The sequence below is a fragment of the Cryobacterium psychrotolerans genome, from assembly GCF_900101115.1.
In the GTDB taxonomy this organism is placed as follows: Bacteria; Actinomycetota; Actinomycetes; order Actinomycetales; family Microbacteriaceae; genus Cryobacterium; species Cryobacterium psychrotolerans.
In genome coordinates this window covers 15,565-38,703 of record NZ_FNFU01000014.1, presented here as the reverse complement: position 1 = coordinate 38,703, position 23,139 = coordinate 15,565, and the positions used below count along the sequence as shown (strand labels likewise).

The window sequence follows — 23,139 nt, the reverse complement described above, 5'->3', positions numbered from 1 at the left end:
CCGCTCTGATCCGCATGCAAAATTCACACGACCCGGCCTAGATTCGGGGCGTGACCTCCGTACTCGCCCCTCCGATGACCGCCGCCGCCCCTCGGCTCCGGTCGGCCGGGGAGCGGACATTCGCGCCGACCGCCGCCCTCCTCGGGCTGGTCGGATTCGTCGTCTCGGCCGCAGGGTCGTGGCAACCGTCGTTGTGGGGAGACGAGGCAGCGAGCGTCATGTCGGCGGAAAGGCCGTTGCCCTCCTTGTTCCGGATGCTCGGACACGTGGACGCGGTGCACGGCGGCTACTACCTGTTCCTCCACGTCTGGATCCGGGTGTTCGGTACCTCCGAGCCGGCGGTCCGGCTTCCCAGCGCCATCGCCATCGGTGCGGCGGCCGCGGGAACCGCAGTGCTGGCGCGGAACCTGTTCGACGCCAGGGTCGCGGTCATCGCTGCGCTCGCATTCGCCGTGCTTCCCCGCGTGACGTACATGGGTGCGGAGGCGCGATCGAGCGCCCTCGCGAGCGCCGTCGCCGTGTGGCTGAGCGTCTTGCTCGTGCTGGCCCTGCGCGCCGACGAGAAGCCGACCTGCCACCGACTAGCGCTGTGGACCGGCTACGCCGTGCTGTGGGCCGCCGGGCTCTACCTGTTCCTCTACCTGGCCCTGCTGATTCCCGTGCATGCCCTCGCGGTGCTGCTGCTCGGGCGCACGCGGACGCGGGGCATCCCCGCGCTCGGCCGTTGGGCCGTCGCAACAGGCGCCGGCCTCGCGCTCGCAGCCCCGATCCTCTACTGGGGCGTCAGCCAACGCCATCAGGTCGACTTCCTCGGCCGCCGCCCGCTGCCGACGCTGGACGACGTCGCCGTGCTCCAGTGGTTCGGGAACGCCGCGGTCGCCTCCGCCGCCTGGGCACTCATCCTGTTCGCCGTCGTCAGGGCATTCCGCGGGTGGCGGCGACGGGAGGCCGGCAGGGCCGCGTTCCCCGGGGCGCTGGCGACGATGCTCGCCTGGCTGATCATCCCGACCGCGGTCCTCGTGCTCGGAACCTGCCTCGGCGCGCCACTCTACTCGCGCCGCTACCTCTCGTTCTGCGCCCCCGCTGCCGCGATCGCCCTCGCAGCGGGCCTGGCCGCGATGCGGTGGCGCTGGTCGCATGCGGCCGGGGTGCTCCTCATCGCCGTGCTCGCCGTGCCGACCTATCTGGCCCAGCGCGGGGAGTTCGGAAAGAACGGCGGCAGTGACTGGCGTCAGGCCGCCGCCGTCCTGCAGGAGGAAGCCACTCCGGGCGACGCCGTCGTGTTCGACGAGAGCGTCCGACCGTCCCGGCGGCCGCGGGTGGCGATGCACGTCTACCCCGCCGCCTTCCGCGGCCTCCGAGACATCACCCTCGCCCAGTCGTATCTCACTGCCGCCGGCCTCTGGGATCGCACGGTGCCGCTCTCCGCCGCCGTCGGTGCCCTCGACGGCTCCGACACGGTCTGGCTGCTGCAGAACCAGGGCAGCCGAACCAGCACGCGCGGCAGTGACGTCCGGACTCTCCGCGAACACGGCTTCACGGTCGCCGAGGTCACCGTCGTCCACCGCACCCTGATCATCGAAATGACAAGATAGCACTATGCCGCAGACGCTCGTCATCATCCCGACGTACAACGAACGAGAGAACATCCAGTCGATCGTTGCCCGCGTGCTGTCCGCAGTTCCCGGCAGTGAGGTTCTGGTCGTCGACGACGCCTCCCCGGACGGCACGGGCGAACTCGCCGGCGCGCTCGCCGCCCGGCACCCGAACGTGCACGTGCTCCACCGTCTCACCAAGGAGGGCCTCGGCGCCGCCTACCTCGAGGCCTTCACCTGGGCTCTTTCCCGCGGCTACGACAGGCTGGTGCAGCTGGATGCCGACGGCTCGCACCTTCCGGAACAGCTGCCCGACCTGCTCGCCGCGGCCGAAACGGCCGACGTGGTGCTGGGATCGCGCTGGGTGCCCGGCGGAGCGGTGCGCAACTGGCCGTGGCACCGCCTCGCCCTGTCGAGGGGCGGGTCGACGTACTCCCGCATCCTGCTGAATCTGCCGCAGCAGGACGTGACCGGCGGCTTCCGCGTGTACTCCGCGAACGCCCTCGAGCGGATGCAGCTCAATCGCGTCGACAGCCTCGGGTACTGCTTCCAGATCGACATGCTCCTGCACGCCGTGCGGGCCGGGCTGCGCGTGGTCGAGGTTCCCATCACGTTCATCGAACGCACCCACGGCACGTCGAAGATGAGCGGCGCGATCGTTCTCGAGGCGATGGCCAGGGTCACCCGGTGGGGTCTGACCGGCCGCGGGATCCGCCGCCAGGGCGCAGCGGCGCCGACGCCCTCGTCTCGTCTGGGCTAAAGCCGGCCTCCCCCGGCCACTCCGCGAGGTAACCGGTTGGGAGTTATGGTCATTGTGACTATATGATGGAGTCCTGCAGTTAGAGTCACTATGACCTTTACCTAGTGGGTGCCCCTATGACGTCACAGAACCAGGCCACGCTCGCCGTGTCGACGGTGATCTTTGCCCTGCGCCCAGACGAGGCATCCGGACTCATGACGCTGTGGCTGCCGCTCGTACGGCGCATCCGGGAACCGCACCTCGGCCAGTGGGCGCTGCCGGGCGGCTGGCTTCCGGGCGACGAGGAACTGGCGGCGGCGGCGTCCCGGACCCTGCGGGAGACGACGGGCCTGACTCCGAAGTACCTCGAGCAGCTCTATACCTTCGGCGACCTGGGCCGCTCCCCCGGCACCCGCGTGGTGTCGATCGTCTACTGGGCGCTCGTGCAGTCCGACGAGGCCGCGCTGGCCGCCGTCGGCGAGAACGTGCAGTGGTTCCCCGCCGACCGGCTGCCCGAGCTCGCCTTCGACCACAACCGCATCGTCGACTACGCGCTCTGGCGCCTCCGGACGAAGGTCGAGTACGCCCGCATCGCGCACGCCTTCCTCGGCGAGACCTTCACCCTCGCCCAGCTGCGCGACGTGCACGAGGCCGTGCTGCAGAAGCCGCTCGACCCGGCGAACTTCCGGCGCACGGTCGAGGCGTCCGGCACGGTCGTCGACACCGGCCAGCACCTTGCCGGAGCCCGTCACCGCCCCCCGCGCCTGTACCGATACAACGATTCCAGCCGCCTCGCCGACCAGGGGCCGCTCGGCCCGTCCATCGGCTGAACCACACGCCTCGCCTGACCCGACACATTCGCACCCTACCCACCTGAACCCGAGACCAAGGAACAACGCCATGACGATTGCATCGGTTGACCGGACCATCCAGCTCATCACCACGGGAGAGACCGTCGGCAGCACCTGCAGCCCCGATCTCGCCACCGCCCCGTGGGAGTTCGATTCCGGCACGCCCGGCTACGGCCCCGGGTCTTCGATGGGCGACGTGATCCCGACCGGGTCTCCGCGCCAGGGCGAACTGCCGGAGCGGTACCGCACGGCCTTCACGGAGGAGCTGCGCGCGAGCATCCGGGCCGCCAAGGAGACCCTCGGCGACCGGGTGCTCGTGCTCGGGCACTTCTACCAGCGCGATGAGGTGCTCCAGCACGCCGACTTCGTGGGCGACTCGTTCCAGCTCGCCCAGGCGGCCAGGAGCCACCCGGAGGCCGAGGCGATCGTCTTCTGCGGCGTGCACTTCATGGCGGAGACGGCCGACCTGCTCTCCGGCCCGGAGCAGGCCGTCATCCTGCCCAACCTCGCCGCCGGCTGTTCGATGGCCGACATGGCCGACATCGACTCGGTCACCGAGTGCTGGGAGCAGCTCGAGGACCTGTACGGCACCGAGCCGGATGCCGACGGCCGGGTCCCGGTGATCCCGGTCACCTACATGAACTCCTCCGCGGCGCTCAAGGGCTTCTGCGGCGAGCACGGCGGCATCGTCTGCACCTCCTCGAACGCCGAAACCGTGCTCGAGTGGGCGTTCGAGCGCGGCCAGCGCGTGCTGTTCTTCCCCGACCAGCACCTCGGCCGCAACACCGCCAAGGCGATGGGCGTTTCGCTGGAACAGATGCCGATGTGGAACCCGCGCAAGCCCCTCGGCGGCAGCACGGCCGAGGAGCTGGACGACGCCCGGGTGATCCTCTGGCACGGATTCTGCAGTGTGCACCGGCGCTTCACGGTCGACCAGATCGCCACGGCGCGCATCGAGCACCCGGGCGTGCGCGTGATCGTGCACCCGGAGTGCCCGATGCCCGTCGTCGACGCGGCCGACGAGTACGGCTCGACCGACTACATCCGCAAGGCGATCGCGGCCGCGCCGGCCGGCTCGACGTTCGCGATCGGCACCGAGATCAACCTCGTGCAGCGGCTCGCCGCCCAGCACCCCGAGCACACGATCTTCTGCCTCGACCCGGTGGTCTGCCCCTGCTCGACCATGTACCGCATCCACTCCGGCTACCTCGCCTGGGTGCTCGAGGGCCTGGTCGGCACGGCGGAACGCCCGGCCGAGGTGATCAACCGGATCACGGTGTCAGCGGACGTCGCCGGGCACGCGCTCGTCGCCCTCGAGCGGATGCTCGCCGCGAAGCCGCCCGCCTCGGTGGTCGAGCCTGTCGAGACCCCCGTGGTCGCGGCCCCGGGGGTCTCGCGCGCCGATACTGTCGTCAGCGCCGAGGCCTGACCATGGGATCGGTGCTGGTTGTCGGCAGCGGCCTCGCCGGGCTCACTGCCGCGGTGCGCGCGACGGATGCCGGCCACGACGTCACCCTGGTGACGAAGGCCTCGCTGCCGGAAAGCAACACCCGCCACGCCCAGGGCGGGATCGCGGCCGCCATGTTCCGGGACGACTCCGTCGACACGCACATCCTCGACACGCTCCGGGCGGGGGCCGGGCTCTGCGATGCGGAAGCGGTGCGCGTGCTCTGTGCCGAGGGGCCGGCACGCGTGCGTGACCTGATCCGCTTCGGCGTCGACTTCGACCGCGACGACTCCGGCCTGACCCGTGGCCTCGAGGCCGCCCACTCGCGCTCGCGCGTGCTGCACGCCGGCGGCGACGCCACCGGCGCGGAGATCGAGGCGGCCCTGGTGGCGACGGTGCGGGCGCGGGCGGCGGCCCAGGGCTCCGCCGCGGTCGGCAGGCTCCGCATCCTCGAGCACACGATGCTCACCGACCTCGTTGTACGGGGCGGGCGCGTGGTGGGCGCGACCGTGGTGGGCGCGGGGGGTCTCGACATGCTCGACCACCGGGAACTCGACCACCGGGTGTTGGACGCCGACGCGGTGATCCTCGCGACCGGCGGCGCCGGTTCCCTCTACCGGCACACCACGAACCCCGCCCTCGCGACGGGCGACGGGGTCGCCGCGGCCTGGCGGGCCGGGGCATCCGTTGCCGACCTCGAGTTCTACCAGTTCCACCCGACCGCGCTGGCGATCCCCGGAACGCCGCTCGTCTCCGAGGCCGTCCGCGGCGAGGGCGCCGTGCTGCGGAACGCGAAGGGCGAGCGCTTCCTGCTCGCCGCGCACCCCGATGCCGAGCTCGGCCCCCGCGACGTCGTGGCCCGGGCCATCGCGCGCGAAATGGCCGCCCAAGGCGGCGAGCCAGTGCTGCTGGACGCCACCGGCCTCGGCCGCGAGCTGCTCGAGGCTCGCTTCCCCACCATCACCGAGGCCTGCCGCGCGGCCGGCCTCGACTGGGCCCTGGAACCGATCCCGGTCGCCCCGGCGGCGCACTACTGGATGGGCGGCATCGTCACCGATGTCTGGGGGCGCAGCTCGCTCCCCGGCCTGTACGCGGTCGGCGAGGCCGCCCGCACCGGCGCCCACGGCGCCAACCGCCTGGCCTCGAACTCGCTGCTCGAAGCGGCCGTCTTCGCCGACCGTGCCGTGCGCGCGCTCTCCCTCCCCTTAGCGCCGTCCGATCCGTTGCCCGATCCGTTGCCCGATCCGTTCTCCGAATTCGACGCAGATTTTGCGCGACACGCCGCCCTGGCCCTGCCGCGCGCGGTCACGCCGCCGGAAATGTCCGGCGAATTCGGAGGGGCCGAGCGTGACGGCGAGAGAGGCCGGGCCTCCGGATTCTCGCGGGAGGCGCTGCAGGGGCTGATGTGGGAGTCGGCCGGCGTGCTGCGAAGCGGTGCCGGGCTGGCCGCGGCAGCCGTCACCCTGGCCGGCTGGACCAGGCCCGAGACCGGGCCCGGCGCCTCCGTGAGCGCCCACGAAGACGCCAACCTGCTCGACCTCGCGCGGCTCACCGTGCAGGCGGCCCTGGCCCGTGAGGAGTCCCGCGGCGCCCACCACCGCGTCGACTTCCCCTCCGCTCGCGCGGAGCTCGCCTACCCGCTGGTCTGGGCGCTCGGGGGCGACCGGGCGACGGGTCTCACGAACCGCACACCGCTCGCAAACCACACAGACCCCGCACCCGTCATCCAGGCCGAGGAGGCCATCGCATGCTGACCAGTCACGCCATCGACACCGTTGTGCGCGCCGCCCTCGAGGAGGACGCCCCCTGGGGTGACCTCACCTCCGAGGTGCTCATCCCCGCCGGCGCGCTGGCGACCGCGCAGCTCGTGGCCCGCGAGTCCGGCGTGTTCAGCGGCGAAGCCGTGTTCGAGGCCGCTTTCCGGCTCACCGACCCGCGCATTCTCGTGCGCCGCCTCGTCGCCGACGGTGCGAACTTCGAGGCCGGGGAGGTGCTCGCGGAGGCGTCCGGTCCGGCCCGGGGCATCCTGCAGGCCGAACGGATCGGCCTGAACTTCGTGCAGCGGATGAGCGGGATCGCCACCCTCACCGCCCGGTACGTGGCCGAAACCGAGGGCACCCCGGCCCGGATCGTCGACACGCGCAAGACCACGCCGGGACTGCGCGCCCTCGAGCGCCAGGCCGTGCGCGACGGCGGCGGGCGCAACCACCGCTTCAGTCTCTCCGACGCCGTGATGGCCAAGGACAACCACCTCGCCGTGCTCGGCGCCGGCGGGCTCGGCCTCACCGAGGCTCTGCTCCAGGTGCGCGACCGGCTCTCGCACACGACGCATTTCGAGGTCGAGGTCGACCGGATCGACCAGATCGAGCCGGTGCTCGCCGCCGGGATCGACACGATCATGCTCGACAACTTCACCCCGGACCAGCTCCGCGAGGGCGTCGCGATCGTCGCCGGACGCGCGATCGTTGAGGCGAGCGGCGGGGTGTCTCTCGAGACCGTCCGCGCGATCGCCGAGACCGGCGTCGACGTGATCTCCGTGGGCGCGCTCACCCACAGCGTGCGCTCCCTCGACCTCGGCCTCGACATCGTCATCCTCACCGAGGGCTGATCGGCCCGGCCATGATCTACCTCGACAACGCCGCCACCACGCCGGTGCGCCGGGAGGTGCTCGAAGCCCTCTGGCCGCATCTGGCCGGCGGGTTCGGCAACCCCTCGAGCCACCACCGGGTGGGCGAGGCGGCCGCCCGGGCCCTGGCGGATGCCCGCCGCACGGTCGCCCGCCTGCTCGGCTGCCGTCCGGGCGAGCTCACCTTCACCAGCGGCGGAACAGAAGCGGCCAACCTCGCGGTCAAGGGCATCGCCCTCGGCGCTCCGCGCGGCCGGCACCTGGTCACCACCCCGATCGAGCATGAGGCGGTGCTCGAGTCCGCCGACTTCCTGCGCCGGCTGCACGGCTTCGAGGTCACCATGCTGGCAACGGATGCCTCCGGCCTCGTCGATCCGGACGAGCTCCGCCGCGTCATCCGCCCGGGCACCACCCTCGTCTCGGTGCAGTACGGGAACAACGAGGTCGGCACGGTGCAGCCCATCTCCGACCTCGCCCGGATCGCCAGGGACGCAGGCGCCCCCTTCCACACCGACGCCGTGCAGGCCGCCGGCTGGCTCCCGCTCAACGTGGGCGACCTCGGCGTCGACGCGCTCGGCATCTCCGGCCACAAGATCGGCGCGCCGCAGGGCGTCGGCGCCCTCTACCTGCGCGGCCGGCTGCCGATCGAGCCGGTCCTGCACGGCGGCGGCCAGGAGCGCGGCAAGCGCAGCGGCACCGAGAACGTTGCCGGGGCGGTCGCGCTGGCCACGGCGCTCCGGCTGGCCGAGCAGGAGCGCGAGGAGGCGGCCCTGCGCACGACGGAGCTGCGCGACACCTTCATCGCCGCCGTGCTTCGCGACACCCCGGGCGCCCGGCTCACCGGCCACCCCGGCCGGCGGCTGCCCGGCAACGCGTCGTTCGTCTTCCCGGGCACGAGCGGCGAGGCCGTGCTGCTCGAACTCGAGCAGCACGGCATCGTCTGCTCCAGCGGGTCGGCCTGCGCCGCGGGCAGCGACGAGCCGTCCCATGTGCTCACCGCGCTCGGGTACCCCGCCGAGGTCGCCCAGACCGCGGTGCGGTTCACCCTCGCCGCGACGACGACGGCCGAGGAACTGGCCGAGGCCGCGGCATCCGTGCGCGCCGCCGTGGACGCGGTCAGGCGTCTCGGCGCCCGTTAAGACCCCGCGCGCGCTACGCGGGTCGTGCGCCGCTGCGCGCGCAGTGCGCCACCAGCGCAACGGCGTACCGCCCGCGCAACTCGAAATCCGTTGAAGCTAGAGCCAGACCGGTGCGTCCGTGAGCTCCGTGCTCGAGGTGACGCCGTCGACGCCTCGGCCCGTCGCCCACGCGGCCAGATCTGCCAGCGACCCGGACACGACCTCCGCGTCGGCGGCCAGGTCGCCGAACACGGGCTTCGTCCCGTCGGTGGCTTCCAGCCGCAGCCCGGCGTCCTCGCCGCGCGCCTTCCAGTCGTCCGTGACGTCGGTGAGGATGTGTTCGAGCACCTCGGCCGGGATGTCGTCGAAGGATGCCCCGTCGTCCAGGTCGACGGCGTGGATCCAGACCTCGCGGGTGCGCATCCACACCGTCTCCGTGGCAGGCACCATGCGCCCGGAGGAGGTCTTCACCTGCTTGGTCCAGTTCTTCTCCGGCAGTCCGCGCCAGGCGCGCTCGAGCTCTGCGGCCGAGTGCTCGAAGAGGCGGCGCAGTTCCTTCGCGCTGAGCGCGGCCCCGTGGGCGATTTCGCTGTCGCGCGCGTCGGGCGACTCGTACATGCGCGTTTCCACACCGGTGGTCGCCCAGTCGACCAGGCGGGCAATCGCCAGGGCGTTGTAGCCGACGTGCGCCACGACGTGGCGGCGGGTCCAGCCCGGCAGCAGCGAATCTCCGTCGAGGTCGGTGTCGTAGAGTTCGGCGAGGGCCTCGGCGAAGTGCTCAGTGCCGCGCCGGACCATCACCAGCCGCTCATCGAGTTCCATGGCGGAATGGTGCTTCTTCATGAGTTCTCCTGACAACGCTGTTACGAGGACCTGATGAAATACTGTGCGAAATACCGTGCGAGCCCCACGCTACGCGACCGGCCGGTCCACGTCGGACCGCGGGCGTGAATTGACACCCGGCGACGCCACCCCTAGCCTGCCAGAGGCGCGCACCCCCGTTCGGGGGCGCCGGCGTCCGCAGCATCCGCCACGCGGCATCCGCCACGAAGACCGACGATTTACTCAACGAAGAGGTTCCGGCCGCATGACAACGCTTACACAGGACACCACGACCGAAAAGGGGCTGGCACGCGTTGCCCAGACCCTGGCCCGATGGACGGAGAAGTGGTTCCCGGACGCGTATGTCTTCGCCCTGGTCGGCGTCTTCATCGTCGCCCTCGCGGCCCTGGCCAACGGGTCCTCACCCCAGACCATCGTCGACTCGTTCGGCAACGGCTTCTGGGACCTCACCGCCTTCACCCTGCAGATGTCGATGGTGGTGTTGACCGGATACGTCGTGGCGACCTCCCCGCCGGTGGCCCGGCTGATCAACCGCCTGGCCGCCGTGCCGCAGAGCGCGGCCACCGCCGTGAGCTTCGTGGCCTTCCTCTCGATGTCGGTCTCCTTCCTCAACTGGGGCTTGAGCCTGGTCTTCGGCGGGCTGCTGGCCCGCGCCATCGCCCGACGGGTCGACCTGCGCGTCGACTACCGTGCCCTCGGCGCTGCCGCGTTCATGGGCCTCGGCGCGGTGTGGGCGCTGGGGATGTCGTCCTCGGCCGCACAACTGCAGGCCACCGAGGCCTCCCTGCCGCCGGCGCTGCTGAAGGTCACCGGCATCCTGGACTTCGGCACCACCATCTTCACCTGGCAGTCGCTGACCATGTGCGCCATCATCATCGCGCTGACCGTCGCCATCGCCCACTTCTCCGCCCCGCGCGGCGACGCGATCAAGACGGCGTTTGAACTCGGCGTCGACCTCGACGACTCGCCGGTTCCCGCGGCGCTTCGCTCCCGCCCGGGTGAATGGCTGGAGTACAGCCGCATCCTGCCCATTCTCGCCGGACTGATGACCCTGGGCTGGCTGGTCTCCCAGTTCCTGACGAAACCGCTGCTCTCCGTCGTCAGCAACCTCAACGGCTACCTGCTGATCTTCCTGATGCTCGGGTTGCTCCTGCACGGCACGCCCCGCAACTTCCTGCAGGCCGTGACCAAGGCCGTCCCCGCGACCGCGGGCATCCTCGTGCAGTTCCCGCTCTACGCCGCCATGGCGGCGATCCTCACCGGCGCGGTCGGCAACGGCGGGCTGACCGTGTCGCAGCACCTGGCCGAGTTTTTCACGAGCGTGGGCAGCGGCGGCGGCTTCGCCGTCGTCGTGGCGATCTACACGGTCATCCTGGGCATCTTCGTGCCCTCGGGCGGCGGCAAGTGGCTGGTCGAGGCCCCGTACGTGATGCAGGCGGCGACGGATGTCCAGATGAACCTGGGCTGGACGGTGCAGATCTACAACGTGGCCGAGGCCCTGCCCAACCTGATCAACCCGTTCTTCATGCTGCCGCTCCTGGCGGTGCTCGGGCTCAAGGCCCGCGATCTGGTGGGTTTCACGTTCCTGCAGTTCATCTTCCACCTGCCGGTGGTGCTGCTGCTCGTGTGGGTGCTCGGGCTGACGTTCAACTTCGTCGCGCCGGTGATTCCGTAGGTCATGCCCCCGCGAACGCGTCGCGCCGGGCGCGTTTCTCGTTGAGTTGCGGAAAAAGTACTCTCAATTTCGAAACGAAGGTACTTTCTCCGCAACTACAACCCCGTGCGGGGAGACACGTCGTCCCGTCAGGCGTGGTGTCGGCGTTCGAGTGCCGCACCCTCGACATCGACGTTGGGCATGATCCGGTCGAGCCACCGCGGGATCCACCACGCCGACCTCCCCAGCAGGTGCATGAGCGCCGGCATGAGCAGCATCCGCACCACGAACGCGTCGACGAGCACACCGAACGCGAGACCGAAACCGATAGAGCGGATCATTGTCGACTCGGAGAAGATGAAGCCGCCGAACACCGACACCATGATCAGCCCGGCCGCGGTGACCACGGATCGGCCGGCCCGGAAACCGATCGCGACCGCGAGGCGCGCCGGTGCGCCGTGCACGTACGCCTCGCGCATGCCGGAGGCCAGGAACAGCTGGTAGTCCATCGCCAGCCCGAAGAGGATGCCGACGAGGATCACGGGCAGGAAGCTCAGGATCGGACCGGGGTGGATTCCGAGCACGTCCGCGAACCAGCCCCACTGGAAGATGGCCACGATCGCACCGTAGGTGGCGAACAGCGACAGGACGAACCCGCCCGTCGCGATGACGGGCACCAGGATCGAGCGGAACACGAGGATCATGATCAGCAGCGACAGGCCGACGACGACCGCGAGATAGGTCGGCAGCACGGCGGCGAGGTTCTCGGAGATGTCGATGTTGATGGCCGCCTGGCCCGCGAGGCCGAGCTCGATGTCGTCGGCGACGGACGGCAGCGAACGGATGTCCCGCACGAGCTGCTCCGTGGACTCGCTGTTCGGCCCCCCGCTCGGCAGCACCTGGAACGCGGCGAGCGTGTTGTCGTCGGAGACCGCGATCGGGGCGACCGCGACCACTCCGTCCTGCTCGGCGAGCGTTCGTGCGACGTCGACCTGGGCCGTGAGCACCTCAGCCTCATCGAGTCCCTCCGGCAGTGCTGCGGTCACGAGGAGCGGCCCGTTCGCGCCGGCCCCGAAGGCGTTCTCGGTGGTCATGAACGCCCGGTAGGACGCCGAGTGGACAGGCTCGGAAGACCCGTCGGGCAGGCCGAGCCGCATCGACAGCGCGGGGATGGCGACGATGAGCAGCACCACGGCCGCCACAATGACGGTGACGACGGCGCGCCAGGTCGACATCGGCTTCGCCTTCGTGTCCTCGTGGTGCTCCTGGCCGATGCGCGCGCGGGCGCGGCGTCCGAGCACGCGCTCACCGAGCACCCCGAGGGCCGCGGGGGTGAGCGTGATCGAGATGAGCACGGCGATCAGGACCGCGACTGCGCCGACGGTGCCCATCAGGCCCAGGAAGGGCACGCCCGTGACGTTCAGGGCGAACAGGGCGACGATGACCGTGGTACCCGCGAAGACCACCGCGTTGCCGGCGGTGCCGTTCGCCAGTCCGATCGATTCGCGCACGTCGGCTCCCTGGAGCAGCTGCTTGCGGTGCCGGTTGATCACGAAGAGCGAGTAGTCGATGCCGACCGCGAGGCCGAGCATCACGCCGAGCACCGGTGTGACGGATGCCATCTCCACGACGCCGGAGAACGCGAGGGCGCCGAGGCTGGCGATCGCTACGCCGACAAGGGCCGTGACCAGCGGCAGGGCCGCGGCGAGCACGGAGCCGAGCATCACGAGCAGGATGATCGCGGCGAAGGCGACGCCCACGATCTCGCCGGCGCCGATGAGCTGCGGGACGGCCTGCGCCATGTCTGAGGAGAATGAAACCCGGGTGCCGTCGACTTGCTCGGACTCGAAATGGTCGATGACGGCGTTCTTCGACTCCTCCTGCAGCTCCATGCGCGGCTCGGTGAAGGCAACGTTGACGAGGGCGGTCGACCCGTCCTCCGAGACGACCCGGATCTCGTCGGCGAAGCCCAGGAGTTCGGCGCCGAGCCCGAGCCGGTCAGCCTGCCGGTCGAGCTCCTGACGTGAAGCGTCGAGCTGCGCCTGCTGCTCTGCCCGCTGCTGGTCCGGCAGCTGCTGCCCCGCGGCGTCGAGTTGCGCCTGGCCGGCGTCGAGCTGGGCGCGTGCGCTGTCGAGCTGGGTCTGTCCGACGACCAGCTCCTGTGCCCGGTCGGCGCGCTGCTGCTCGGTCTCGAAGGGGTCGATGATGTCCGCGACATCCGGCAGGTCGTCGCCGGCGGCGACGAGCGCACTGATCTGCGTTCTCTGCTCGTCGCTGATCGGCGAGCCGTCTGTGGTCTCGAAGACCACGGTGCCGGAGGCGCCGGCGAAGTCGGGAAGCTGCTCCTCGAGCTCGTCGATCACCGCACCCGACGCGGTGCCGGGGATGTCGAAGCTCGTGGCAAGACCGCTGAACCCCGCGGCGAATCCGAGGCCCGCGATGGCGAGCAGGGCGACCCAGGTCGTGATGACCAGCCAGGCCCGCCGTGCTGCGAACTTGCCCAGGCGGTAAAGCAGCTCAGCCATGGATAATTCCCTTCAACCCGGAATTATTCAGTCTATGCAACTTTTTCAGGCCGCTTGCCGCTACCGGCCGGGCCTCGAAGTAGGCAAGACAAAACCCCCGGAATCGCAATGATTCCGGGGGTTTACTTTGTTGCGGGGGCAGGATTTGAACCTACGACCTCTGGGTTATGAGCCCAGCGAGCTACCGAACTGCTCCACCCCGCGCTACAAGAACTAACTTACCACAGCCCCGAACCCGGGTCGAACCGAGCGGGCCGATTCGAGCGGATTCCCCCACCGACTTTGGCTGTTCCGGTCGAGTTTGCCCGGTGTGCGGGGCAAACTCGACCGGAACCATCCAGGTCGGCGAGGTTCGGGCGGTGCGGCCTACTGGCCGAGCAGGGCGAGCATCTTGGCGATGGTGTCGTTGAGCCGCTTGTCGGCGGCGCCGTACTTCGCGAAATCACCAGCGACAAGGGCGGCCTGCTTGTCGACGAGAGCCTGCTTGGCGACCTGGAGCAGCGACTTCAGCTCGGCATCCGTCGCCGGGTCACCGGTGGAGGACTTCGGCGGAGTCTCTTCGCCGTCTGCCGGCGGTGTGGTCGTCGGCGGAACATCCGTGTCGCCGGCGGTGGCACCCGAGTCGCCTCCGAAGAGCACGTCGAGGGATTCATCGAGCGTGTCCTCGAACGCGATCTCATCGCCGAAGGCCACGAGCACCTTCTGCAGCAGGGGGTAGCTCGTCTCACCGGTCGACTGCACGTAAACGGGCTGCACGTACAGCAGGCCGCCACCGACGGGAACGGTGAGCAGGTTGCCGTTGAGCACCTTGGACTGGCCCTGCTTGAGCAGGTTCAGCTGGGCGGAAATCGACGGGTCACCGTTGAACTTGTTCTGCACCTGGCCGGGGCCGGGAACGGTGTCTTCCTTGGGCAGGGTGAGTAACCGGAGGGCTCCGTAGCCCGCGGCGCGTTTGCCGTCTTCGGCACCGGCATCCGCATCGACGGCGAGGTAGCCGGTGAGCACGCTGCGGCTCGTGGCGCCGGTCGCGTCCGGGATGTAGGTCGAGTACAGCGAGAACGAGGGCTTGTCCTGCCCGGGCATCTGCATGGTCAGGTAGTACGGAGGCTGCAGCGTCGGGTTGCTGGCCGAGGACTGCGGGTCGTCCGGCGTGATCCAGGCGTCGTCCCTGGAGTAGAACGATCCCGGCTCGGTCACGTGGTACTGACCGAGGATCTCCCGCTGCACCTTGAACAGGTCGGCCGGGTAGCGCACGTGGCTCATCAGCTCGCCGCTCATCTCGCTCATCGGCTTGACCGTCGACGGGAAGATCTTCTGCCAGGTCTGCAGGATGGGCTCCTTGGCATCCCAGGCGTACAGCGTGACCGAACCGTCGTAGGCGTCGACGACGGCCTTGACCGAGTTGCGCATGTAGTTGATCTGGTCGAGCGCGAACGGCTGCGCCGGCGTCTCCGTGTCGGTGATCGCATCGCTCAGGCCGACGTGGGTCGAGTACGGGTAGTCGGCGGAGGTCGTGTACGCGTCGACGATCCACTTGACCCGGCCGTCGACGACCGACGGGTACGCGTCGGAGTCGACCGTCAGGTAGGGCGCGACCTTCTGCACGCGATCGACGGGATCGCGGTCGTAGAGGATCTGGGACTTCTCGTTGACCGAGTCGGCTAGGAAGATCTGCTCCGACTGGAACTTGAGGGCGAAGATCAGCTTGTTGAAGGCGTTGTCGAGCTTGGGCCCGGCGTCACCGTCGAATGTCGTGTAGGTCTGCTGGGCGCCGTCCGTTCCGGACGGATAGTCGAGCTCGACCGGCTTGGTGCCCTCCGGGGCGCCCACGATGGAGTACGCCGGAGAGCTCTCTCCGAAGTACACGCGCGGTTCGAACTTGCCGAGCGCACCGGCAGTGGGAATGCCCGATTCCATGAACACGGGCTGGCCGTCGGCCGAGCGCTGGTTGCCGAAGGCGGCGACCATGCCGTAGCCGTGCGTGTAGACCGTCTTCGAGTTCACCCAGGTGTCACCGGCCCCGAGGCCGGCGAGGTTGAGGTCACGCACGGCGACAACGGCGTCCTGGGACTTGCCGTCGATCGTGTACCGGTCGACGTCGAGGTTCTCCGGGAACTTGTAGTACTGCTTGAACTGCTCGAGCTGGGCGAACGAGTCCGTGACGAGGGCAGGGTCGAGGATGCGGATGTTGGCCGTGGTCTCCGCGTCGGCGCGCAGGGCGCCCGGCTCGGCATCCGTCGTCGCGTTGTACGGGATCTCCTTCACATCGGCCACGCCATAGGCATCCCGGGTGAGGTCGATATTGCGGTCGATGTAGGGCTCCTCCAGCGTCTTGGCGCTGGGGACCACCTGGAACCGCTGGATGACCCACGGGTACAGCGAACCGATCAACAGGCTGCTGACGATCAGCAGGGCCGTGCCGACGACGGGCAGGCGCCAGCGTCCGATGATCGCGGTCACCAGGAAGAGCACGGCCACGACCGCGGCGATGCCGGCGAGGATCGCCCGACCGGGGATGGTGGCGTTCACTTCCGTGTAGCCGGCGCCCGTGATGAGCTCCCCCGCGTCGGTCAGCGTCGAGTACTGGTCGAGCCAGATGCTCACGGCCTGGATGAGCAGGTAGAGGCTGGCGGTCACGGCGATCTGGATGCGCGCCGACTTGGAGACGAGGGCCGTGCGGCCGCTGATCCGGATGGAGCCGTAGAGGTAGCTGGTTGCGATCGCAACGAGTCCGGAGATGAGCACGACGGCCGACGCGAAGCCGAGCACGGCCTGGTAGAACGGCAGGTCGAACAGGTAGAACGAGATGTCCAGGTTGAACTGCGGGTCCTTGCGGCCGACCTCGGTGCGGTTCAGCCACATCAGGATCGGCTGCCAGCGCGTGGACGCGGCCACACCGGCGAACAGTCCCAGCAGTGCCGGGATGCCGAACATGGCGAGGCGGCGCAGCGGCTCGATGACCTGCTGGTAGCGGTCCAGCTGCGAGTTGAGCTTGGCGTAGACCGGGCGCAGCCGGTAGGCAAGCTGGATGCTCACGAACACCGGGACCGCCATGGCGACGAACCCGATCAGGAACAGGGCCGTTCCGGCCAGCCACTGGGTGGTGAGCACGCTGAGGAATCCGAGCTGGTCGAACCAGAGCACGTCGGCGTAGAGGCCCGCGAAGATGAAGAACAGCACCACCAGCCCCGCGATGATCGCAGCGGTGATTGCGAGGGGCGCTCTACCGCGTCGGGGAGCGCTTGCGGCGGCGGGCGATGACGTCACGAATTGGCCTCTTGCTCTTAGTGATAGGGGACAGACTCCATCCTAGACAAGCCCCACCGAGAGAACTCTGCGTGTTCGCTGAGGGCAGGCTGCGGACGTCAGGCTCCGCGGAGCTCACCCGGCCGGGCAGGTGGGGAGATCGCTGGTGTCGGCGTCGGTGCGGATGGCGTCCAGCGCGGCCAGGGAATCGTCCAGGGTCTCCACCGCGAACACCGTGAGCCCGTCGGGCACGTGCCCGGTGACCTCGCCGCAATTGTCGGCGGGGGCGAGGAACCACTCGGCGCCGGAGTTCTTCGCGCCGTACAGCTTCTGCCGGATGCCGCCGATCGGGCCGACCTGGCCGGACTGGTCGATCGTTCCGGTGCCCGCGACATCCGCCCCGCCCTGGAGGGCGCCGGGAGTGAGCTTGTCGATGATGCCGAGGGAGAACATCATCCCGGCGCTCGGCCCGCCGACCCGGTCGAGTTGGATCTGCACCTCGAACGGGAACTCGTAATCCATGCGGACGTTGATGCCGATGACAACGGCGCCGTTGGCATCGATCGGCGTGACCTTCACCGTGTCCTCCTCGCCGTCGCGGATGATGCCGAGGTTGGCCTCCGTGCCGGCGCCGCCGGTCTTCAGCGCCTGGCGCAGCTCCGTGACATTGGCGACGACTTCGCCGTTGACCGAGACGACCTGGTCATCCGCCTTCATCACTCCGGCGGCCGGCGAGTTCTTCGGCAACGACACCACGGAGATTTTGCTCGGGTAGTCGTAGCCGAGGTGGGTGAGCGCGGCGGCGACGGCATCCCGCTGGGAGTCGACCATCGCGGCCTGGTTGGCGGCATCGCGTTGTTCGGTGGTGACATCGGCCGGGAACGCCTCGTCGATCGGGATGACGGCCGAGCTCGGGTCCAGCCACGCGCCCGTCACTTCCAGCCAGCTCGGCCGGTTCTCGGGATCGCCGACCAGGGAGACGGTGAGCAGGTCGAGGCGGCCGTCGGTGGGGTACACCTTCTGATCAGGGATGGTGATCAGCGGGATCTCTTTGCCGTCGTGGTCCGCCGTGCCGAGCGCGTTGTAGACCGGCCCGGGCTTCTCGATCGCGTACGGAGCGGGGACGACGCCGAGGACGACGCCGGACGCGAAGGCGATCCCGAGCACCGTCCAGCCCGCTTTCCCGGCGCGCCGGGTGCGAACCGCGGGGGAAATCGGGCTAGCGCCGAAGAGGGCCAACGGGCACCTTCCGTGAGTTCGGGGGGATGTTCGCGACAGGCGGACACCGGACCCAACAGCCTAGGTCATTTCCCAGTTGCGGCCGGTGGTTCTCCGGATAGCGTAGAGGCAAGCAACTGAGAGGGGCCTGAAGTGGCCGACGACTCACGACCCGACGAGGGTCAGAATCCCGAAGACGAATTCAAAGACATGCTGCGCGACATCCTGTCGGGCGCGTCCTCCATGGACCCCAGCCAGCTGGCCGGCGCAGCAGGACTGCCCAGCGACCCGGCGAGCGTCGCCGCACTGATGAGCCAGTTGCAGGGCGCGCTGCGGGGCGGCGGCGGCATCAGCTCGGACGTGGCACTCAAACAGGGTCAGGATCGCGCGGCGGCCGGGCAGGTCACCACGACGCCCGAGCAGCGCACGCAGCTCGACCAGGCCTTCCACATCGCCGCGCTGTGGCTCGACGACGTCATCTCGGTGGCCGAGCTGACGACGGAGCCCAAGCTGATGACGCGCAAGGAGTGGGTCACCGCCACGATGCCGATCTGGAGCCAGCTCGCCGAGCCGGTCGCGACCAGCATCTCCGATTCGCTCACCCGCGTGCTCACCGAGCAGGCTCCGGAGGAACTCCAGGGCATGATCGCCAACGCCAGCCAGGTCATGCGCAGCATCGGCGGCACACTCTTCGCGATGCAGCTCGGCCAGGTCGTCGGCCAGCTCGCCAGCGAGGTGGTCTCCGGCGGTGACGTCGGCATTCCGCTGCTCAGCGATTCGCAGGCCGCGTTGCTCCCCCAGAACGTCGCCGAATTCGGCGCAGGGCTCGATGTGCCCGCCGACCAGGTGCAGATCTACCTGGCCGTGCGCGAACTCGCGCACGCCCGCCTGTTCCGGCACGCCCGGTGGTTGCGCCTGCACCTGATCAGTTCGATCACCGACTTCGCCCACGGCATCCGCATCGACTCCGAGCGCCTGCAGGACCTCGCCGAGGGCTTCGACCCGACGAACCCGGAGGAACTGCGCGAGGCGATGGTCAACGGGTCCCTGATCCCGCCGAAGACCGAGGGACAGCTCGCCGCGCTCGCCCGCCTCGAAACGATGCTCGCCCTGGTCGAAGGCTGGGTCGACGTCGTCACCCTCGAAGCGACCAGCCGGCTGCCGAGGGCGGATGCCATCGCCGAGATGGTCAAGCGCCGCCGGGCCTCCGGCGGGCCTGCGGAGTCCGCCTTCGCGACGCTCGTCGGGCTCGAGCTTCGGCCGCGCCGGCTGCGCGAGGCGGCCGCGATGTGGCAGGCCGTGACGGATGCCGTCGGCAACGAGGCGCGCGACTCGCTCTGGGCGCACCCCGACATCGTTCCCTCCTCGGCCGACCTCGACGACCCGAAGGTCCTGGTCGAGCGCCTGACCAGCACGGCCGCCGGCGCGCCCCCGGTCCTCGACGAGATAGACCAGGCGCTGGAGGACCTCCTCCGCGACGACGGCACCGACCGTCCGCACGAGGCGTAACCCTCTCCCTCCCCGTCTCGCTTCGCTCTTTGACGTCTCTTTTCTCTCCGACTTCTCTTCGCCGAACTGTGAGTTTGGCACCTTCGTTGGGCTCGGGAAGGTGCCAAACTCACAGTTCGGCGAGCGGGCCGGCTGGGGTGTGGATGGATCTGGCGCGGGTCGGCGCGGGTGAGGCATCATCTGCGGATGGTTATCCGACTGAATCCGCGCTACCCGCTGGTGTGGCGCTCCCCCGACACCATCCAGTTCGGCGTCGACCGCGCCCTGCTCGTGCTGCCCGGCATCACCCGGGCTGAGGAACATGTGCTCGCTGCCCTCCGCGGCGGCGTGCCCCAGGACGGCGCGGTGATGCTCGGCAGTCGGGCCGGGGCCTCCCCCGCCGACACCGCCGCCTTCCTGCGCCGGCTGCGTCCGGTGCTGGAAACCACGGTGCCGGCAACCGCGGCGCCGGGACCGAGGGCGCTCCCGGCCCCCGCGGCCACGGCACCCGGACCGAGGGCGCCAACGGTCCATGGGACCGTCTGCGTCGACGGATCCGGCCCGACCGCCGATCGGATCCGCGGGCTGCTCGGCGACCTCGGCATCCCGACCCGGCTGACCGACGCCGACCCCGCCCTGGCCATCGTCGTCGGGCACTACGTGCTCGAGCCGGCGCGTCACCGGCGCTGGCTGCGCCGCGACATTCCGCACCTGCCGGTCGTGTTCAGCGACGGTGAGGTGCGGGTGGGACCGCTTGTCGAGCCGGGCAGCGGGCCGTGCCTGTACTGCCTGGAACTGGACCGGGTCGATGCCGACCGGGCCTGGCCGGCGATGGCCAGCCAGCTCCTCGGCCGCGAGGCGCCGACCGAGTCCGCACGGGCGAGCATCGACGTGGCCGCCCGGGTGGCCGGACTCGTGCAGGACCGCCTGGCCGGCGGCCGCTCCGAACTCTGGAGCGCCTCACTGGCCCTGGACGCCCAAACCGGTGAGGTCAGGCGCCGCGAGCACCGGCCGCACGAGCGGTGCGGATGCCGATCTCTGCCAGGAAACGTGACCGTTCTCGCGGGGATCGCTGCTGCAGTCCCGATGCCGCCCAGCTCAGCGCCAGCCGCCGCCGTGCCCGCGTAATTCCCACGTACAGCAGGCGGCGCTCCTCGTCGACCTCCTCGAACGTGCCGGCGTAGCTGATCGGCACGAGCCCCTCGGACAGGCCGACCAGAAAGACCGCGTCCCATTCGAGCCCCTTGGCCGAGTGCAGGGTGGCGAGCGTCACGGCGGCCACGGTCGGCTCGTGCTGGCCGGCCTGGCGTTCCATCAACTCGTCGGTGAACTGGCGGAAGGTGGTGCCGGGCGGGGACTGGTCGACGAGGCCCATGATCGCGTTGAGCGACTCCCACCGGTCGCGCACCGCACCGGGCGCCTCGGGCGCCGAGTGGCTCCAGCCGAGCGAGCGCAACACGTCGCTGACCGACTTGAACAGCGGCTCACCCACGATCGAAACGGATGCCGCGCGCAGCGACATCACCGCCTGCTTGACTTCCTGGAGGTCGAAGAACCGCTTGGACCCGCGGATCTGGTAGCTCACGCCGACGTCGCCGAGGGCCGTCTCGAGTGCCGCCGCCTGCACATTCACCCGGTAGAGCACGGCTATATTCTCGGGCCGTGTGCCGGCCTCGATCAGTTCGACGATGTGCTGGGCGACGCCGCGGGCCTCGGCCATGTCGCTCGAGTACTCGCGGACGGACGGTTCTGCGCCGGCCTCGGTCACCGCGGCGTGCAGTGACAGCGCGCCCGGCCGCCCGCGCATGAGCTGGTTGGCGGTGGCGACGATCGGCGCGGTCGACCGGTAGTTCTGCTCGAGGCGCACCACCGTGGCATCCTCGTAGCGCCTGGGGAAGTCGAGCAGGTAGTCGCTGCGCGCGCCCGCGAAGGAGTAAATGGTCTGGCTGGCGTCGCCGACGACGCAGAGGTCGCGGCGATCGCCGAGCCAGAGCGCCAGCAGGTCGTGCTGCAGCGGCGACACGTCCTGGTATTCGTCGACCACGAAGAACCGGTACTGTTCCCGCACCTGCATGGCGACGGATGCCTCCGACTCGATCATGCCGGCCATCGCCAGCAGCACGTCCTCGAAGTCGATCTGCTTGCGGCCGTCCTTGAGGTGCTCGTATGCCTCCTGCATGGCGACGACCTGGCCCAGGTCGAGCCGCCCGGGCAGGCTGCGCGTGTGCGAGCCGGAGCCGTACTTTTCGATGCTGAGCCCGGAGGTTTTGCGCCACTCGATCTCCGCCGCAAGGTCGCGGAGGGTGGCCGTGTCGAGCTTCAGCTTCAGGGATTCGGCGGCGTGCCCGAGGAGACGACCCTTGCCGTCGAGGATGCGCGGGGCCTGCCCACCGACGACGTGCGGCCAGAAGTAGTTGAGCTGGGACAGCGCGGCCGAGTGGAACGTGCGCGCGGCCACTCCGCCGGCGCCCAGCTGGCGCAGCCGGCCGCGCAGTTCGGAGGCGGAGCGAGAGGTGAAGGTGAGCGCCATCACCCGGTTGGGCGCGTACGCGCCGGTCATGACGCCGTAGGCGATCCGGTGGGTGATCGCGCGCGTCTTGCCCGTTCCCGCCCCGGCGAGCATGCACACCGGCCCGATCAGGGCCTCGGCGGCCACGCGCTGTTGTTCATCGAGCCCGGCGAGGAGCGACTCGGGGGTCAGGGTCATCCGCGCACCCAGTCAGGCCCGGGGGCGATCGGTTCGCCGAGCCACTGCTCGAGCATGCCGCGGGCGATCGACGACGGGCCGGGCAGCACGACCGTGCCGGTGGACGCGCGGAGCTCGTCGCGGCTGAACCAGCGCAGCTCGAGGATCTCCTCGCCGTCGGGGAGCAGCCCGTCGGCGTGCTGGCCGTCGTCGAGGCGGGCGGTGAAACCGCACATCAGCGAGGCCGGGAAGGGCCACGGCTGCGAGCCCATGAAGACCGGATCGGTCACCCGCAGTCCGGTTTCCTCGAACATCTCCCGGATGACGGCCGCCTCGAGCGACTCTCCCGGTTCGACAAAGCCGGCCAGGAGGGAGTACCGGTTGTTCTCCCACATCGCGTTCGAGCCGAGCAGGATGCGATCGGCGGAGTCGGTGATCAGCACGATCACCGCCGGGTCGGTGCGGGGGAAGACCTGGCTGCCGCAGGTCGGGCAGCGCCTCGTCCAGCCGCTGTCTTCGACTGTGCTGGCGGTGCCGCAGCGCGGGCAGTGCGTGTGCGACTTGTGCCAGTTGAGCAGGCCGAGCGCCTCGGCGAACGCCCCGGCGTCCCGGTCGGACAGAGATGTCGCCAGCTCCCGGAGGCTCGCCCAGCGAGACTCGTCGGGCTCGAGCGCCCGCGCCGCGTCATCGCCGAGTTGCGCGGCGACCAGCGGCGTGCCGACGGGCTCGGCCGAACTGTCGTCGAGGGAGAGCCCGAGGTAGATGCGCAGCTCGCTCGGCGGCAGCCGGTCGGGCGCGAGCAGGGCGAGCCGGGGGACGTCGTCGCCGCTTTCGTGCTCGCCCCGCCCTGCAATCAGAGCCTTGCCGTTCCACAGCGCGACAACGCGGGTGCGGGCATCCGCCCACAGTGCGTCAAACAGTTCGGGGTTGGCGCGCGCCGAATGGTCCCGGTCGACCGCGTGTCGGGACAGCGGCAACCGAGTCGTGAAGGCGAACGACATGGACAACCTCTCCGGGTCTGGCAACGGATTTCGGCCCGATCTCGGCAACCTGTGAAGTCGCGTGCAGGCGTGGCGATCGGTGACGCCGGACGGAAGTCGACC

15 protein-coding genes, 1 tRNA gene and 1 pseudogene are annotated in these 23,139 nt (G+C 69.9%); 10 read left to right on the top strand and 7 right to left on the bottom strand.

All coding sequences use genetic code 11. The features are described from left to right. Positions 1 to 50: 50 nt before the first annotated feature. From BLQ39_RS11550 to BLQ39_RS11520, 7 genes are all read left to right on the top strand, one after another. The gene (locus BLQ39_RS11550) at positions 51 to 1,595 is read left to right on the top strand and encodes a glycosyltransferase family 39 protein (protein ID WP_134475827.1); all 1,545 of its coding nucleotides are present in this window, start codon (positions 51 to 53) and stop codon (positions 1,593 to 1,595) included. A 4-nt stretch (positions 1,596 to 1,599) separates the two neighbouring features. Next, entirely contained in the window at positions 1,600 to 2,355 is a 756-nt protein-coding gene (locus BLQ39_RS11545; protein ID WP_092324142.1) for a polyprenol monophosphomannose synthase, read from the top strand. Between the two features lie 116 nt (positions 2,356 to 2,471). After that, entirely contained in the window at positions 2,472 to 3,164 is a 693-nt protein-coding gene (locus tag BLQ39_RS11540) for an NUDIX hydrolase (RefSeq protein WP_092324140.1), read from the top strand. Positions 3,165 to 3,234: 70 nt separating this feature from the next. Then, complete coding sequence (nadA, locus tag BLQ39_RS11535) at positions 3,235 to 4,614, top strand: quinolinate synthase NadA (RefSeq protein ID WP_092324138.1); 1,380 nt, start codon at positions 3,235 to 3,237, stop codon at positions 4,612 to 4,614. 2 nt (positions 4,615 to 4,616) lie between these two features. Continuing rightward, positions 4,617 to 6,386 carry an L-aspartate oxidase gene (gene nadB / locus BLQ39_RS11530; RefSeq protein ID WP_092324136.1) on the top strand — a complete coding sequence of 590 codons (1,770 nt, stop codon included), beginning with the start codon at positions 4,617 to 4,619 and terminating at the stop codon, positions 6,384 to 6,386. After that, entirely contained in the window at positions 6,380 to 7,240 is an 861-nt protein-coding gene (gene nadC / locus BLQ39_RS11525) for a carboxylating nicotinate-nucleotide diphosphorylase (RefSeq protein ID WP_092324135.1), read from the top strand. The genes nadB and nadC overlap by 7 nt, the downstream gene beginning before the upstream one ends. An 11-nt stretch (positions 7,241 to 7,251) precedes the next feature. Continuing rightward, positions 7,252 to 8,397 carry a cysteine desulfurase family protein gene (locus BLQ39_RS11520; RefSeq protein ID WP_092324133.1) on the top strand — a complete coding sequence of 382 codons (1,146 nt, stop codon included), beginning with the start codon at positions 7,252 to 7,254 and terminating at the stop codon, positions 8,395 to 8,397. 96 nt (positions 8,398 to 8,493) lie between these two features. Here BLQ39_RS11520 and BLQ39_RS11515 read toward each other — a convergent pair whose 3' ends face one another. After that, the gene (locus BLQ39_RS11515) at positions 8,494 to 9,219 is read right to left on the bottom strand and encodes a maleylpyruvate isomerase family mycothiol-dependent enzyme (protein WP_092324132.1); all 726 of its coding nucleotides are present in this window, start codon (positions 9,217 to 9,219) and stop codon (positions 8,494 to 8,496) included. 244 nt (positions 9,220 to 9,463) lie between these two features. Here BLQ39_RS11515 and BLQ39_RS11510 point away from each other — a divergent pair, with 244 nt between their 5' ends. Continuing rightward, a complete protein-coding gene (locus tag BLQ39_RS11510) occupies positions 9,464 to 10,894 on the top strand; it encodes a short-chain fatty acid transporter (protein ID WP_092324130.1) in 1,431 nt (476 codons plus the stop codon). A 128-nt stretch (positions 10,895 to 11,022) separates the two neighbouring features. On the opposite strand, the gene BLQ39_RS11505 is transcribed toward BLQ39_RS11510, so the two are convergent. The 4 genes from BLQ39_RS11505 to BLQ39_RS11490 form a co-directional block, all read right to left on the bottom strand. Further along, positions 11,023 to 13,398 (bottom strand): MMPL family transporter, encoded by a 2,376-nt coding sequence (locus BLQ39_RS11505; protein ID WP_092324129.1) that lies wholly within the window; start codon positions 13,396 to 13,398, stop codon positions 11,023 to 11,025. A gap of 130 nt (positions 13,399 to 13,528) precedes the next feature. Further along, positions 13,529 to 13,602, bottom strand: a tRNA-Met gene (locus BLQ39_RS11500). A 162-nt stretch (positions 13,603 to 13,764) separates the two neighbouring features. Next, the gene (locus BLQ39_RS11495; RefSeq protein WP_241982933.1) at positions 13,765 to 16,665 is read right to left on the bottom strand and encodes a UPF0182 family membrane protein; all 2,901 of its coding nucleotides are present in this window, start codon (positions 16,663 to 16,665) and stop codon (positions 13,765 to 13,767) included. A gap of 114 nt (positions 16,666 to 16,779) precedes the next feature. Then, positions 16,780 to 17,883 carry a YlbL family protein gene (locus BLQ39_RS11490; RefSeq protein WP_092324127.1) on the bottom strand — a complete coding sequence of 368 codons (1,104 nt, stop codon included), beginning with the start codon at positions 17,881 to 17,883 and terminating at the stop codon, positions 16,780 to 16,782. A 132-nt stretch (positions 17,884 to 18,015) separates the two neighbouring features. Here BLQ39_RS11490 and BLQ39_RS11485 point away from each other — a divergent pair, with 132 nt between their 5' ends. Together BLQ39_RS11485 and BLQ39_RS16160 are read left to right on the top strand one after the other, a co-directional pair. Continuing rightward, a complete protein-coding gene (locus BLQ39_RS11485; protein WP_422386380.1) occupies positions 18,016 to 19,371 on the top strand; it encodes a zinc-dependent metalloprotease in 1,356 nt (451 codons plus the stop codon). Between the two features lie 186 nt (positions 19,372 to 19,557). Next, a pseudogene (locus BLQ39_RS16160) lies at positions 19,558 to 20,334 on the top strand (TOMM precursor leader peptide-binding protein); the annotation flags it as partial. A 7-nt stretch (positions 20,335 to 20,341) separates the two neighbouring features. Here BLQ39_RS16160 and BLQ39_RS11475 read toward each other — a convergent pair. Together BLQ39_RS11475 and nudC are read right to left on the bottom strand one after the other, a co-directional pair. Further along, entirely contained in the window at positions 20,342 to 22,057 is a 1,716-nt protein-coding gene (locus BLQ39_RS11475; RefSeq protein ID WP_092324124.1) for an ATP-dependent helicase, read from the bottom strand. Beyond that, positions 22,054 to 23,037: an NAD(+) diphosphatase gene (gene nudC / locus BLQ39_RS11470; protein ID WP_092324123.1), complete on the bottom strand. Its 984-nt coding sequence runs from the start codon at positions 23,035 to 23,037 to the stop codon at positions 22,054 to 22,056. Before nudC ends, BLQ39_RS11475 begins: the two co-directional genes overlap by 4 nt. Positions 23,038 to 23,139 lie beyond the last annotated feature (102 nt).

What these genes read in the sequence shown, in the direction of transcription:
- BLQ39_RS11545 (WP_092324142.1), top strand. Translation starts at nt 1,600, where the DNA reads ATGCCGCAGACGCTCGTCATCATCCCGACGTACAACGAACGAGAGAAC.
- BLQ39_RS11540 (WP_092324140.1), top strand. Translation starts at nt 2,472, where the DNA reads ATGACGTCACAGAACCAGGCCACGCTCGCCGTGTCGACGGTGATCTTT.
- nadA (WP_092324138.1), top strand. Translation starts at nt 3,235, where the DNA reads ATGACGATTGCATCGGTTGACCGGACCATCCAGCTCATCACCACGGGA.
- nadB (WP_092324136.1), top strand. Translation starts at nt 4,617, where the DNA reads ATGGGATCGGTGCTGGTTGTCGGCAGCGGCCTCGCCGGGCTCACTGCC.
- nadC (WP_092324135.1), top strand. Translation starts at nt 6,380, where the DNA reads ATGCTGACCAGTCACGCCATCGACACCGTTGTGCGCGCCGCCCTCGAG.
- BLQ39_RS11520 (WP_092324133.1), top strand. Translation starts at nt 7,252, where the DNA reads ATGATCTACCTCGACAACGCCGCCACCACGCCGGTGCGCCGGGAGGTG.
- BLQ39_RS11515 (WP_092324132.1), bottom strand. Translation starts at nt 9,219, where the DNA reads ATGAAGAAGCACCATTCCGCCATGGAACTCGATGAGCGGCTGGTGATG.
- BLQ39_RS11510 (WP_092324130.1), top strand. Translation starts at nt 9,464, where the DNA reads ATGACAACGCTTACACAGGACACCACGACCGAAAAGGGGCTGGCACGC.
- BLQ39_RS11505 (WP_092324129.1), bottom strand. Translation starts at nt 13,398, where the DNA reads ATGGCTGAGCTGCTTTACCGCCTGGGCAAGTTCGCAGCACGGCGGGCC.
- BLQ39_RS11475 (WP_092324124.1), bottom strand. Translation starts at nt 22,057, where the DNA reads ATGACCCTGACCCCCGAGTCGCTCCTCGCCGGGCTCGATGAACAACAG.
- nudC (WP_092324123.1), bottom strand. Translation starts at nt 23,037, where the DNA reads ATGTCGTTCGCCTTCACGACTCGGTTGCCGCTGTCCCGACACGCGGTC.